The 14,585-nt window shown below is 32.8% G+C and carries 10 protein-coding genes; 2 read left to right on the top strand and 8 right to left on the bottom strand.

Annotation, left to right across the window (positions count from 1 at the left end):
- The first annotated feature begins 34 nt into the window (after nt 1-34).
- Both Q9Q97_RS06490 and Q9Q97_RS06495 read left to right on the top strand, forming a co-directional pair.
- Nucleotides 35-2,218, top strand: coding sequence for a carboxy terminal-processing peptidase (locus tag Q9Q97_RS06490; protein ID WP_306155743.1), 2,184 nt, complete (start codon nt 35-37; stop codon nt 2,216-2,218).
- Between the two features lie 94 nt (nt 2,219-2,312).
- Entirely contained in the window at nt 2,313-3,098 is a 786-nt protein-coding gene (locus Q9Q97_RS06495) for a DNA/RNA non-specific endonuclease (protein ID WP_306155744.1), read from the top strand.
- Here Q9Q97_RS06495 and rpe read toward each other — a convergent pair.
- The 8 genes from rpe to rpsO all read right to left on the bottom strand — a co-directional run bounded on the left by rpe (nt 3,075) and on the right by rpsO (nt 14,560).
- Nucleotides 3,075-3,737: a ribulose-phosphate 3-epimerase gene (rpe, locus tag Q9Q97_RS06500; RefSeq protein ID WP_306155746.1), complete on the bottom strand. Its 663-nt coding sequence runs from the start codon at nt 3,735-3,737 to the stop codon at nt 3,075-3,077. The genes Q9Q97_RS06495 and rpe overlap by 24 nt on opposite strands.
- Nucleotides 3,738-4,110: 373 nt before the next feature.
- A complete protein-coding gene (locus Q9Q97_RS06505) occupies nt 4,111-4,974 on the bottom strand; it encodes an RNA polymerase sigma factor RpoD/SigA (RefSeq protein WP_007804760.1) in 864 nt (287 codons plus the stop codon).
- 196 nt (nt 4,975-5,170) lie between these two features.
- On the bottom strand, nt 5,171-6,964 hold the full coding sequence (locus tag Q9Q97_RS06510) for a hypothetical protein (protein ID WP_306155766.1): 1,794 nt from the start codon (nt 6,962-6,964) through the stop codon (nt 5,171-5,173).
- Nucleotides 6,965-6,979: 15 nt separating this feature from the next.
- Nucleotides 6,980-8,209 carry a DUF4249 domain-containing protein gene (locus Q9Q97_RS06515; RefSeq protein WP_306155767.1) on the bottom strand — a complete coding sequence of 410 codons (1,230 nt, stop codon included), beginning with the start codon at nt 8,207-8,209 and terminating at the stop codon, nt 6,980-6,982.
- 4 nt (nt 8,210-8,213) lie between these two features.
- Nucleotides 8,214-10,994 (bottom strand): TonB-dependent receptor domain-containing protein, encoded by a 2,781-nt coding sequence (locus tag Q9Q97_RS06520; protein WP_306155768.1) that lies wholly within the window; start codon nt 10,992-10,994, stop codon nt 8,214-8,216.
- On the bottom strand, nt 10,995-11,735 hold the full coding sequence (locus Q9Q97_RS06525; protein ID WP_306155769.1) for a hypothetical protein: 741 nt from the start codon (nt 11,733-11,735) through the stop codon (nt 10,995-10,997).
- A gap of 242 nt (nt 11,736-11,977) precedes the next feature.
- On the bottom strand, nt 11,978-14,113 hold the full coding sequence (locus tag Q9Q97_RS06530) for a polyribonucleotide nucleotidyltransferase (protein ID WP_306155770.1): 2,136 nt from the start codon (nt 14,111-14,113) through the stop codon (nt 11,978-11,980).
- Between the two features lie 180 nt (nt 14,114-14,293).
- The gene (gene rpsO, locus Q9Q97_RS06535) at nt 14,294-14,560 is read right to left on the bottom strand and encodes a 30S ribosomal protein S15 (RefSeq protein WP_111288334.1); all 267 of its coding nucleotides are present in this window, start codon (nt 14,558-14,560) and stop codon (nt 14,294-14,296) included.
- Between the last annotated feature and the right edge of the window lie 25 nt (nt 14,561-14,585).

Genomic DNA, 14,585 nt, shown 5'->3' on the forward strand with positions numbered 1-14,585 from the left:
ATAGTTTTTAACGTAATTTAGATAAAAAATTTTGATGAATGCTATTATAAAGTTTATGAAAAGAAATTATAAGATACTCATAGCCGTATTGTGCTTATCGCTTACCTTATTTGCATTTAAAATGAATGCCGATAGGACAATCGACCCAGATCCTAATAGAGACAAGACACTTTTAGAATTGCTAGCATTTGTTATTGAAAAAGGGCATTATAGTCCGGCAGAAATAAATGATGAATTCTCAAAAGGTATTTTTAAAGATTATATTGAGGCTCTAGATCCTTCAAAAAGATTTTTCCTTCAGTCTGATATTGATGAGTTTAAACAATATGAATTAATGTTGGATGATCAGTTTTTGAATAAAGATATTACATTCTTCAACCTGACTTATACAAGGTTAATGAAGCGTATGGAAGAAAGCAAAAAACGTTACAAAACGATTTTAGCGCAGCCATTTAACTATAATGTTGATGAAACTTTTGATGCGGATTATGAAAAAATCCCGTATGCAAAAAACTTAGCTGAGATTAATGAAAGATGGAGAAAACAAATAAAATTATCTACACTTTCTTCTTTAGTTACTAAACAAAAAATTGAAGAAGAAAAGAAGAAAAAAGATCCAGCTTACAAAGAAAAGTCTTTTGAAACTTTAGAAAAAGAAACTCGCGAAAGTTCTCTAAAATCTCTAGATGATAATTTTAGCGTAATTAAAGATTTGAATAGAGAATACTGGTTTTCTGTGTATTTGAATTCTATCATGGCTCGTTTTGACCCACATACAAGTTATTTTGCACCAGAAGAAAAAGACCGTTTTGATGTTAATATCAGTGGTAAATTGGAAGGAATCGGAGCTCGTTTGACTAAGAAAAATGATTTTACTCAAATTGACGAATTGATTTCTGGAGGTCCGGCTTGGAAAGGAAAACAGCTAGAAGCGGGAGATTTAATTTTGAAAGTTGCTCAAGGAAATGAGGAACCGGTAGATGTTGTCGGAATGCGTTTGGACGATGTTGTGAAAAAAATTAAAGGTCACAAAGGAACTGAAGTAAAACTGACAGTTAAAAAAGTAGACGGTTCTATTAAAGTGATTTCAATTATTAGAGATGTTGTTGAAATTGAAGAAACCTACGCTAAATCTAGTATTGTTGAAAAAAATGGATTGAAATATGGAGTGATTTATCTTCCTAAGTTTTATATCGATTTTGAAAACAAAGACGGACGTGATGCAGGAAAAGATATTGCTCGTGAGGTTGAAAGATTGAAACAGCAAAATATTAACGGTATCGTGTTAGATGTTCGTGACGATGGTGGTGGATCTCTTTCTACAGTGGTTGATATTGCAGGTTTATTTATCGAAGAAGGGCCAATTGTTCAGGTAAAATCTGCTGGTAAAAAGAAAGAAGTTTTATACGATAAAGATAAAAAAATCGAATGGGATGGACCGCTAGTAATTATGGTGAACAGTTTCTCTGCTTCGGCATCTGAAATTTTAGCGGCTGCTATTCAAGATTACAAACGTGGAGTTATTATCGGAAGTAAACAAACTTACGGTAAAGGTACTGTTCAAAACGTATTAGATTTAAATCAGTTTGTGCGTAATGCAAACTACGGAGATCTTGGCGCATTGAAAATTACAGGACAGAAATTTTACAGAATTAATGGAGGTTCTACTCAGTTAGAAGGTGTTCATAGTGATGTGGTAATGCCAGATCGTTATGCTTACTTAAAAATGGGTGAAAGAGATATTGATAACGCAATGCCTTGGGACAAAATTGATCCAGCCGATTATAGCACTTGGACTTCTACTGAGAATTTCAATAAAGCAATTATGAACAGTAAAAACAGAATTGCTCAAAATGCTCAATTCAAATTGATTGATGATAACGCGAAATGGATCGATGTTAAAAACAAAGAGAACGTATACAGCTTGAATATTAAGAGTTTTAAAGCAACTCAAGAACAAGTAGAAAACGAAGGAAAAAAATACAAACCAATTTCTGATTACAAAAACGATTTGATTTTTAAATCGCTTCCTTATGAAGAAGATGAAATGAAAGCAGATGCTTCTTTAAAAGAGAAAAGAGATGCTTGGCACCAAGCTTTATCTAAAGATGTTTATGTAGAAGAAGCTTTGAATGTTTTGGATGATTTACAGACAAAAGGTTTGGTAAAAAATGCGGTTAATCCTAAAATGAAAAAGGATAAACTAGTGAAGTCTTAAGTTCGAAAAGAATTTAATTTGTTTAAAAACGCTCTATAAATTTTTGAATTTATGGAGCGTTTTTTTGTAAGTTTAACTTTTAAAAAATAGAAATATGAAAGTTTGTTTGAGTTTGGTTTTAATAAGTTTCGCTTTGTTTTCTTGTAAAAAGGAAAATGTAGAAATTACTGAAAAAGGAAGTAATGAAGAAGCTGTTTCTTTTAAAGGAAATTCTACAAGTACAGATTCTGTCTATAGTATTGCTTATTTGCCAACTTCAACTACAAAACAGATTGTAAAACACCAATATTATACATTGTCGTATAATGAAAAATTTGAGCAAGCTGAATGGGTGGCTTACGAATTGAAAAAAGAATATTTGAAAAATAATGATTTTAAAAGACCTTATTTTATAGAAGATCCAAAAGTGACAACTGGCTCTGCAGATTGGAGAAATTATAAAAAATCGGGTTATGATAAAGGACATCTTTGCCCTGCTGGAGATATGGAATTTAGTAAAGAGGCTTACAATGATACTTTTTATACTTCGAATATTTCTCCGCAGAAAAAAGAATTTAATGCTGGAATTTGGAATAGAATAGAGCAGAAGACGCGTTACTGGGCTGGGAAATACAATGATATTTATGTAGTGACTGGCGGAATTCTAAAAGATTCGGATAAAAAAATAGGGACAGAAAATGTTGCTGTCCCTAAATATTTTTATAAAATTGTTTTAGCTAAAAATGGTAAAGAACATAAAGCAATTGCTTTCTTGGTTCCAAACGAAAAGAGCGACAAATCGATTTATGATTTTGTTGTTCCGATTGAAACTTTAGAAAAAATGACTGGAATTGATTTCTTCCCGAATCTTAAAAATTTAAAAAGTAGTAAGGACTTTTAAATCTGCAATAGTTTCTGTTGGATTTTCAGCTTTGAAAACAAAGCTTCCAGCAACTAAAACATCAGCTCCAGCTTCTACTAATTGCTTGGCATTTTTGCTTGTCACGCCACCATCGATTTCGATTAGTGTTGAAGCATTTTTGCGTGTTATTAGCGCTTTTAGTTTCTTTACTTTGTCATAAGTGTTTTCAATGAATGACTGACCTCCAAATCCTGGATTTACGCTCATAATGCAAACCACATCAATATCATTAATAACGTCTTCTAATAAGTCAACATTAGTATGCGGATTCATTGCAACACCAGCTTTCATTCCTTCTGCTTTAATCGCTTGCAATGTTCTATGTAAATGTGTGCAAGCTTCGTAATGTACGGTTAGTCCGTTTGCTCCTAAATCGGCAAAAGTTTTAATGTATCGATCTGGATCGATAATCATTAAATGTACATCAATATATTTTTTGGCATGTTTTGAAATGGCTTCTAAAACTGGCATTCCGAAAGAAATATTCGGTACAAAAACTCCATCCATAATATCGATATGAAACCAATCGGCTTGACTGTTGTTAATCATTTCGACATCACGCTGTAAATTGGCAAAATCTGCAGCAAGAACTGAAGGAGCAATAAATGTATTTTTCATTGTATAGTTGTGTGTTGTTTTTTACAAAGATACTTAGAATGTGAAATTTTACCGCAAAGCTCGCAAAGGATTTTCGCAGAGTGCGCAAAGTTTTTTTTAATAAATAAGAAGGCAAAGTTCACAAAGCTTTGCGGACTTTATCTTTAATAAGAACCTTTTTATAATCTTAGCGTGCTCTGCGAAAATCCTTTGCGTTCTTTGCGTAACAAAAGATTGACAAATAAAAAACTCCGGTAATCAGCCGGAGTTTCAATCATCAATCAAAAAACGAACAGTCAATCAAACTGTTGTTTGCGGTAAAATTCCAAATTATAAAACCCAAATCCCAATTTGTGTTGGAATTTGGAACTTTAGATATTGAAATTTAATATTGTTATCCTAAATAAGTTTTAAGGATTTTACTTCTAGAAGTGTGTTTCAATCGACGGATTGCTTTTTCTTTAATCTGACGAACACGCTCACGAGTTAGGTCGAAAGTTTCTCCAATTTCCTCTAGAGTCATTGGGTGTTGGTCGCCAAGACCAAAATACAAACGCACAACATCTGCCTCTCTTGGAGTTAATGTTTCTAAAGAACGTTCGATTTCAGTACGAAGAGATTCGTGAATTAATTCTCTATCTGGATTTGGAGATTCACCAGAACGTAATACGTCATAAAGGTTAGAATCTTCTCCTTCAACAAGTGGAGCATCCATAGATAGGTGACGTCCAGAGTTTTTCATAGACTCTTTTACGTCATTTACAGTCATGTCAAGTTCTTTTGCAATTTCCTCAGCAGAAGGCGGACGCTCGTTAGATTGCTCTAATAACGCGTACATTTTGTTGATTTTATTGATAGAACCAATTTTATTTAATGGTAAACGTACAATACGTGATTGCTCAGCCAAAGCTTGAAGAATCGATTGACGAATCCACCATACAGCGTAAGAAATGAATTTGAAACCACGAGTTTCATCAAAACGTTGAGCCGCTTTAATTAAACCTAAGTTTCCTTCATTAATTAAGTCAGGAAGAGTTAATCCTTGATTTTGATATTGTTTAGCCACAGATACTACGAAACGTAGGTTGGCTTTTGTTAGTTTTTCTAAAGCTCTTTGATCACCAGCCTTTATTCTTTGTGCTAATTCTACCTCTTCATCAGCGGTAATTAGGTCAACTTTTCCAATTTCTTGTAGATATTTATCTAACGATGCAGTTTCACGATTAGTTACCTGCTTGGTGATTTTAAGTTGTCTCATGTTGTTGTCTCCCTATTTTTTAAAGTGTACAAATGGTTATACGTAAGGAGTATCGAAAAAGTTACAATTATTTTTATTTTTTTTAAATTTTTATGCAACACCAGATTGAATCGATAATTTAACGTGTTAATTGAGGTATAATTTAGCCTTGATCAAATTATTGGTCAAGGCTAAATGTATTATAAATAAGGAGTTATTATTTTACAGTAATGTTTTTTGAAACGTAAACAGGCTGTCCGTTTTCTGTAAAGCCTTCTAAAACAACTTCAAAATTTCCTTTGATGTCTGAAGTGTAAAAAGACAATTGGTCTTCTTTAGTTTCTAATTTCACATCAGGTTTCCATAATAATTGATATCTGTAGTCTGGAATCCTCTGCAGTTTATTTCCCGATGCATAATCTGGATTGTTGTATACTTTTTGAGGATTAGGACGCTGAATTTCCATTGTTTTCAGATATTTTTTTGCGTAATTTTCTGAAAATTCATTGTTTTTAGTTTCAAAACTTATTAAACCGCCATATAAATTTGGTCCATAAACATAAGGCTCTGTAATTAAACTTACTTTGTTTACATTGGCCATGTTGTAATCAAAAAGATCACTTGGATCCTGAATTAATAATCCATCTACCAATACCAATGGTGGGCCATAAATTTCTAGATCTTTTTGGTTGTTTCTAATATGAAGCACATATTTGCCGTTATTTCTTCTGTAATAAAGCTCTACAATAACCTCTACAATGTTTTCTTTTAATGTAGGGAATCTTGTGTAGTCATCTAAAACATAAGCTTTTTCAATTGTGCTGAAAAAAGGATTCATAACGGCTTCTGTAACCAAACTGTCTTTTTTAATTTGATAATAAGCATTTTGAATTTGGCTAGCCGTTGATCTTTCTTCAATTTCTTGTTTTAAGTTGGGAGATAAATTCAACTTTGATGTAAATTGTAATGAAGAACTATCATACTTTGGAAAACCATCTAAGTGAATAGTGTAGTCATTTCGGTTTTCGTCTGTTACTTGCAAAATAGCATTTGGAAAATTAGGAAATTGATCTAGTAAAAATGCAAATTTTCCTTGAGCATTTGTTTTTACAATTTTCAATACGTATTCCTTTCCAGGCAGTGATAAAGCAATCGACTTGTTGCTTAAATCCTGATTATTGCTTGATGTAAGATAGCCGGTAATAAGTTCTGATCTTACCTCTGGAATATAGGTAAATGAACTTGTATTAAAAGCAGCATAATTTTCTGCAGATTTCTTGGTGAATTCTGCTGAGGTAAGCTGTTTTAAAGTTGGGATTTGATCTGTTTTTCTGATCGAAACAGAATAATTTCCTTTTTCGATAGTTTCAGTCAGCGATTTCAATTTTAAATTGACTTTTTCTCTAGTATAGTAACTCTCTTTGTCAAATTCAAAATCAATTCTTCTATTATTTTCTGTATTTGAATTTATAATTTGAGTTGCTGTCGCAGTATTTTGCGTATCAGCAAGATTAAATGTTATATTATCTGTTGACTCTTGAGTTTGAAACGGATTTATGATGAAAATATCTAGTTGGTGTTTTTGCGAATTCGGATTATTTAGCATCCATTTTGTGTAGGCAACAACTTTGTAATTTCCAGTTTTTAGAGTTGTCGGAATAAAGTAATCTCCCGTTCCAATTCCGTTATCAAGGTATATTTTGTTTTTCTGAACAGATTTTTTTTCGCTGTCAATTAATTCAACATAAGCAATTTTACTGATTTGGCTTGTTTTATTATTTAAAGGATTTAAACAATACAGCTTGAAAAACAATGTTTCTCCAGTCAAAAAAGTTGTAGTATTTGAATGCAGAAAAATAGTTTCCTGAGATGCAAGTGTAGGTATGTTTTTATTTTGAAGGTTCTGCGCAAAAACAAATTTGTTCTGCATTAACAGAATTACCAAAAGAATAATATGCTTAATTCTTCTGATGGTATTCGCTTGATTATAGTATGTATAAAGATTTCTCATGAATTGCAAAAAAAATTAATCTATCCAAAAAGGAGGAACAATATTAGATGAAAACGTCGTGCAGTCACCACATGGCGGTTTTACCATTCCAAATAATGAATTAAAATCGGTTGATTGGAGAACTAGTTCTTTACTTCTTATTGCGGCACGCAGTTGTGGTCCGCTGCAAGGAGGAAGTCCATCACAATTGATAAAATCTTGTATTCTGCAATCTGTTTCATAGTAAGGAGGTAAAGGTTCTCTTGGAAATAAATCTGCATAATTGAAGAAAATCCTTTCTGAAGAAACAGAAGAAACTTCAAAAAAACCGATAACTTTTTCGGATGGATTTTCTACAGATTTTATATTTCCATAGAAAAATCCAGGCTGTTTTGGAGATAAGATACCTCCAGATGAAGACAAATCCTTTAAAGTTTTGTAATAAGTATATGCCGCTAGATTCTGAACATATTGTTTTACAAAAATTGTATAGCGATGTGATATTATATAGTTTTGATTGCTTATAAAACGGACAGGAAAATGTACGCGATCTTCGCTAAGACTGTTGGTGTTGTTTAGAATTATGTCATCAGATTTTTTAGTAGAAAAACATGTTCTTGTTTCGCGGTTTCTTTGTCTTACCACAATTCCTTCTGCAGCAGGTGATCCAGGTAAATCTTGATCAGGATCTGGAGGGATTGCAGGATAAAATTCAATGATAGCTTCTAGGCTACTCCAAAGTGGTGCTATAATTTTATACGTTTCAGTATATTCATAGCGATAATATTTTGAAGTATTAGTTGGGTCAAAGCTGTTTACGTTTATTTGAACGCCTCTTTCTCCATTTACATTTTCTACGGTCGCAGTTACATTATCTATTTTGGTTTCTGTGGTTAAAATCTGTTCGTCTGAACTGTAATTTTTACCCGCACTTGTTCTAATTTTTAATTGGTATTTTCTTCCAGGTTCGGCTTTGAAAGGTGTAATAGAAGCGTATATAGTATCTTTTTCTTCAAATTGATATTCGTTGCCTTGATCGTCTAAAACAAATACATTCGCACCTTTTTCGAGCCTTGGCCCAGTTTCTTCAAGCTGATAAACCTGAGAAAGTCTGATAGTTTGATTTTTAAGTTCGTTGGTAATAGTTCCCTCTACAACAAGGGCGCTTTCAAAATCAGTATTCTGAAAAACATATTGCTCTGTACAGCTACTAATTGCAAATGTCAGAATGAATAATAATGAGATTTTATATAGGTGTTTTTTCATGTCTTTAAAACTTAAAATTATAAGTAATACTTGGAATCGGATAAGCGAAAATAGATGTTTTATAAGCTTTGATTTGTCCTTTGTCTGTAATAAAAAATACGGAGTAAGGGTTGTTTCTTCCTAAAACATTATAAACTGAGATGTTCCAAAAACTATGTGCTAATTTTTTAATTTTATGATTTCCTTCAATATTCAAACCTAGATCAAGTCTGAAGTAGTCTGGGATTCTAAACTTGTTACGATCGCTGTATACTGTGTATTGCTCGTTACCGTAATCATATCTTCCAATCGGATAAGTAATGGGTCTTCCGGTCTGATAGATAAAGTTACTCGAAAAACTGTAACGCTGTGTAATCTTATAATTTAAAACAGCGCTAAAGTCGTGTGGTTTGTCAAAATTGGAAGCGAAATACTTTCCGTTATTTACTTTTTCCTGCTGAAACTGGCTGTCAAGTTTTATTAAAGATCTAGAATAGCTATATCCAACCCAGCCATTAAGTTTTCCAACCTGCTTTTTAAGTAAAAATTCTATACCATACGCTTTTCCTTCTCCTTGTAAAAGTTCGGTTTCGATGTTTTCGTTTAATAATAACTCGGCACCAACTTTATAGTCTAAAATATTTTTCGATTTTTTGTAATATCCTTCTAAACTAAGCTCAATATCGCCGCCTTTTAAGTTTTTATATAAACCTAAAGAGACTTGTTGTGCGCTTTCTGGCTTAACATTCAAATCTGAAAGTTTCCAAATATCGGTAGGAGATTGTGTTGTGTTATTTGATAATAAATGAATATATTGGTAAGTCTTGTCATAGCTAGCTCTTACAGAAAAATCATCGGTAAGAAAGTATCTCGCTGCAATTCTTGGTTCCAATCCGCCATATCTTTTAATGACTTCATTATTGCCGTACGTTTTTGTATCAATTACCGTAGCATCATTAATAGGTACATTTTCTTCGTAAATTCTTTGAGTAGATTTTCCCAAAGCGGCAAAAGTAGAATAGCGTAAACCAAAATCTAGTAGAAATTTGTCGCTTATCTTAAAATTATCACCAATGTATGCCGCAGATTCCAGTCCTTTCTCGGTTTCTACATCAATTGGAACTAAAATAGATTCAGAATTTTTTGGGCTCAGATATCCAGGATCAACAGAGTATAGTTTTGACGAAATTCCATAACTGAATTTATGCTTATCGCTATACAGATAATTCATTTTTAACATTGCCTGAGTTTCGTTGATTTTATATCCAAAATCAAAATTATTCAAGCCTTCAGATTGGTAGTCAATGTTGAATTTGTATTCGCTGTTTGTAACAATAAGCGACCCTTTATTTTTTTCATTAAAAGTATGATTCCATTTTAAAGTTGCCAGTCTGTTGCTGTATTTATATAATGAATCTGAAGAAACACTGAATTTGTCATGGCTATAATACAATGTTGATTCAATATCATTATTAGCATTTATTTTATGATTGTATTTTAGAATAAAATCATAAAAAGAGGCTTGACTATTTTTTAAATTTTCTTCGTCTAAACTTTTCAAAATCCAGTCAGAATAAGTTGCTCTACCACCAAAAACCAAGCTTGATTTGCCTTTTACGACAGGAGTAGAAAGCATTAAATTACTAGTAACAGGACCAATACCGCCTTCTCCTTGAAATTCGTTTACGTTTCCAACTTTAGAAGTAATGTCAAAAACAGAAGATAATCTTCCGCCAAATTCAGCAGGAATACTTCCTTTATAAATATCCACTTTTTTAGTTGTATATGGATTCAAAGCCGTGAAAAAACCAAAGAAATGCGAAGGATTGTATAGTGTAGCATGATCAAGTAAAAATAAATTCTGATCTTCTTTACCACCTCTTACATTGTATCCAGAAGATCCTTCTCCTGCAGTTTTTATTCCCGGCATTGTTAATGCGACTTTAAGAATGTCACGTTCGCCAAGTACCAAAGGAACGTTTTTAATTCCTTCAGCATCAATTGTAGTTACACCAGTAATTGCAGATTTTGCACTTTTACTTTTAGTTGTGTTAATTAAAACTTCATCAAGCTGATTGATATTTTCCGTTAAAGCAATATTCAAAGATCCGTCATTATAAACCATTATGTTTTTAGTGACTTTATTGTATGAAAATGTTTCGGTTTCTAAAACATTTAAACCGGTGGGAACCTGTAAACTATAATATCCTCTCTTGTCTGTTGAAGCGGTAAATTCTGAATTAGGAATTTTTACTAGAACATTTGCAAGGCCTGAATTATTTTTTCCGCCTCGTACAAAACCTGATAAAGTGTACGTTTTCTTTTTCTGTCCTTTAACTTCTTTTCCGATCAAAACAAGGTCTCTAATGTTTTTATTAGGATTTCTTGAGTTTGTCTTTTTTACAGAATCATATTGCTGATAAAAGACAGGTGTAACTTGTCCGTTTTCATCTCTTTCCATAAAACCGCCAAAATAATCATCTGGAAGCTGGCTGTAAATAATACTATTGTTTGTTACAATTACTTTGTTTTGAGAGACAAAGTAATTAAAACTTGTATTTTGAAACACGTCATCCAGAACTTCGCCAATTCGAACTTCTTTATATTGTTTGTTTAATAGAGTGCTGTCATTTTCAAACCATTTTTCATCAAAATAAAATTTAAAATAAGAGACTTTCTCAATATCCTGAATGGCAGTTTTTATGGAAGCATTTTTAAATTCAACCGTTACTTTGTCACTAATTACCTGAGAATTGATTATTTGTTGAAAGGCGATTAAAAAGAGTATAAGAGTAATTTTTTTCATTTAATTAGAACTTTTTCTTAAAAAACCATTGATTTGTTTTGCTAGATTTTCCATAAACTGAGTTTTGTCGGAACGTTCTAACTTTCTGTTAGTGCTGTAAAAGCTGTTGATTTCTTTTTTAAGATCTGGGAATATTTTTTTGATGTCTTTTTGAGAATCTACTTTATAAAAATAATTGTTGTATTTTAAGATGTAGTTTATTTTATAAATGAAATTGTAGTAAACACCGTCACTTTGAAAAACTTTTACTTTTTCCTTATAATGTTTAATGTAAAGAGAAACATTATCAATGTAATTTTCTTCGTAAATGCCATTAATAACACTTGGGAATTTCGTAGATTCGGCTTTTAAGTTGACAAATTTCTTGTTTTTTATAAAGAAGTAATCAACTTTTTCGCTAATTAAATTAATTGGAAGGTTTTCTGAAGATCCACCTTGTTTGTATATAACTTGGTCAACTAAAATGTCGTATTTAAGATTGACATTAGAATAAATCTGACCTTCAAAACTAATGTCTCCAACATTAAATTCTTCAATGTAATATCTGTTTTTGCCTGCAATAGCTCGAAAAGGCTCACTATGTACAATTCCGTTATTGATATTCAAATTGTCTTTTCCGACCGCTTGATCGAAATAATCATAGAGTGATAATTTTTCAACAGATTGTGAGTGTATCTGTGATATGCTTAAGAAGACTCCAAATATCGAAAGATAAATGAATTTTTTTTGGTAATTTTTCAAAGGAAATGTGATTTTTGTTTTTGGATTGATTGGCTCCAAAAGTATTAAAAAAATGTTATAAAAATCACGCAATATTGTTAAAATGTAATAAAAATTTTATTTAATTAAGTTAATAGTATGAAGGTTTTTACTCGAAAATGAAAACTGGCTCCATTATTAAAAAAAGATTTAAACTGAAAAACCCCAATTCGGTTAAGAATTGGGGTTTTCTATGAATAAACCTTTAGTAAACTAAGATCTGATTACTCTTTTTTATCCTCACGTGGAGGTCTTGGAACAAGTGCTTTTTTAGACACTTTTTCTTTTTTAGTTTTAGGGTCAACTCCTAGGTATTTCACTTGGAAAACATCTCCCATTTTAACTACGTCAGCAACATTTTCTGTACGTTCCCAAGCCAATTCAGATACGTGAAGCAATACTTCGTTTCCTGGTGCAGCAGTATATTCTACAACAGCTCCAAAATCAAGCATTTTAATAACTTTCACTTCGTAAGCTTCTCCCATTTGTGGTTTGAAAGTAATAGAAGCAATTTTTGCTAATACCGCTTCAATTCCAGCAGGATCTGTACCTAAAATTTCGATAACACCTTGCTCGTCAACTTCGTTGATTACAATAGTAGTTCCAGTAGCTTTTTGTAATTCTTGAATTACTTTTCCTCCAGGTCCGATTAATGCTCCAATAAAGTTTCCAGGAATAGTTCTAGTAATGATTTTAGGTGCATGAGCTTTAACGTCTGCTCTAGGAGTTGCAATAGTTTCAGTTAATTTACCTAAAATATGCAAACGTCCGTCACGAGCTTGGGCTAAAGCTTGTTCCATAATGTCATAACGCAATCCTTCGATTTTGATATCCATTTGGCAAGCTGTAATACCATCAGCAGTTCCAGTTACTTTAAAGTCCATATCTCCTAAGTGATCTTCGTCTCCTAAGATGTCTGACAAAACAGCAAATTTCTCACCGTCAGTAATTAATCCCATAGCAATACCAGAAACTGGTTTTGTCATTTGAACTCCAGCATCCATAAGAGCCATAGTTCCAGCACAAACTGTTGCCATAGAAGAAGAACCGTTAGATTCTAATACCTCAGAAACAACACGGATTGTGTAAGGACAATCTGCAGGAATCATATTTTTTAATGCTCTTTGAGCCAGGTTACCGTGACCAACTTCTCTTCTTGAAGTTCCTCTTAATGGTTTTGCTTCACCAGTAGAGAAAGGAGGGAAGTTATAGTGTAAGTAGAATTTCTCTTCACCTTGCTCAGATGGAGAATCGATTTGGTTTGCTTCTTTAGAAGTTCCTAAAGTTACAGTAGCCAAAGCTTGAGTTTCTCCACGTGTAAATAAAGAAGATCCGTGTACTCTTGGTAAATAATCAGTTTCACACCAGATAGGTCTGATTTCTGTAGTTTTTCTACCATCAAGACGCACGCCCAATTCTAAAACTACATTACGAACAGCTTCTTTGTTTGTTTTGTAGAAATATTTAGAAACTAAATCACCATCGGCTGCCAATTCTTCTTCTGTAAATAAAGCTTTTACTTCTTCTTTTACTTCAGCAAATGCAGCGCCTCTTTCGTGTTTAGCAGATCCAACTTTTGCAATAGCATAAATTTTATCGTAAGCCGCTTCTTTTACTTTTTTGTAAATTTCTTCGTTTTCTTTCTCACCTTCGTAAGTACGAATTTCTTTTTTACCAAAAGCAGCTTGTAAGCGGTATTGTGCTTCAATTTGAACTTTGATCGCTTCGTGAGCAAATTTAATTGCTTCAATCATTTCAGCTTCTGAAATTTCTTTCATCTCACCTTCAACCATTGCTACAGAATCCATAGAAGCTCCAATCATCATATCGATATCAGATTTTTCTAATTCTTCTCTGCTTGGGTTGATTACTAATTTTCCGTCGATACGTGCAACACGTACTTCAGAAATTAAGTTGTAAAATGGAATATCTGAAACTGCTAATGCTGCAGATGCTGCTAAACCAGCTAATGCATCTGGCATAACTTCTTCGTCATGAGACATTAACTGAATCATAACTTGTGTTTCTGCATGATAGTCATCTGGGAAAAGTGGACGTAAAACACGGTCTACTAATCTCATTGTTAATACCTCGCTGTCGCTAGGGCGAGCTTCTCTCTTAAAGAAACCTCCTGGGAAACGACCAGCTGCTGCAAATTTTTCGCGATAATCTACCGTTAATGGTAAAAAGTCAACGCCTGGGTTTGATGTGCGAGCTGAAACTGCTGTTGCAAGTATCATCGTGTCGCCCATTCTTACTACTACAGAACCATCTGCTTGTTTAGCTAAACGCCCTGTCTCGATTGTGATGCTTCTGCCATCACCTAAATCGATTTTTTCTACAAATAATTGTGGAATCATAAATTTTTTCCTTATTGATTATACAATGGGTTTTAGTTGTGTTGTAGTTGTTGTTGTGTGTAGTTGTTGTTATCTAAAACCCAATGAAAAACCAAACTTTTTTTCTTGTAATATGCTTGTAATAAACAGCTGTAATGTAAAAACAAAAAGAGGCACTCTCGCACCTCTTTTCTATATTGATTATTTTCTGATATTCAATACTTTGATAATCTCACGATATCTGTTGATATCTTTCTTTTTCAAGTAGTCCAACAAAGCTCTTCTTTTACCAACTAATAGTACAAGAGAACGCTCAGTGTTGTAATCGTGACGATTTTTTTTCAAGTGTTCAGTTAAGTGAGAAATTCTGTAAGTGAACAATGCAATTTGACCTTCTGCGCTTCCAGTGTTTGTTGCACCACCGTGTTGTGCGAAAATCTCTTCTTTCTTTTCTTTGCTTAAATACATTCCAATATTATTTAATGATTTTTAT

The organism is Flavobacterium sp. DG2-3 (assembly GCF_030730925.1).
In the GTDB taxonomy this organism is placed as follows: domain Bacteria; phylum Bacteroidota; class Bacteroidia; order Flavobacteriales; family Flavobacteriaceae; genus Flavobacterium.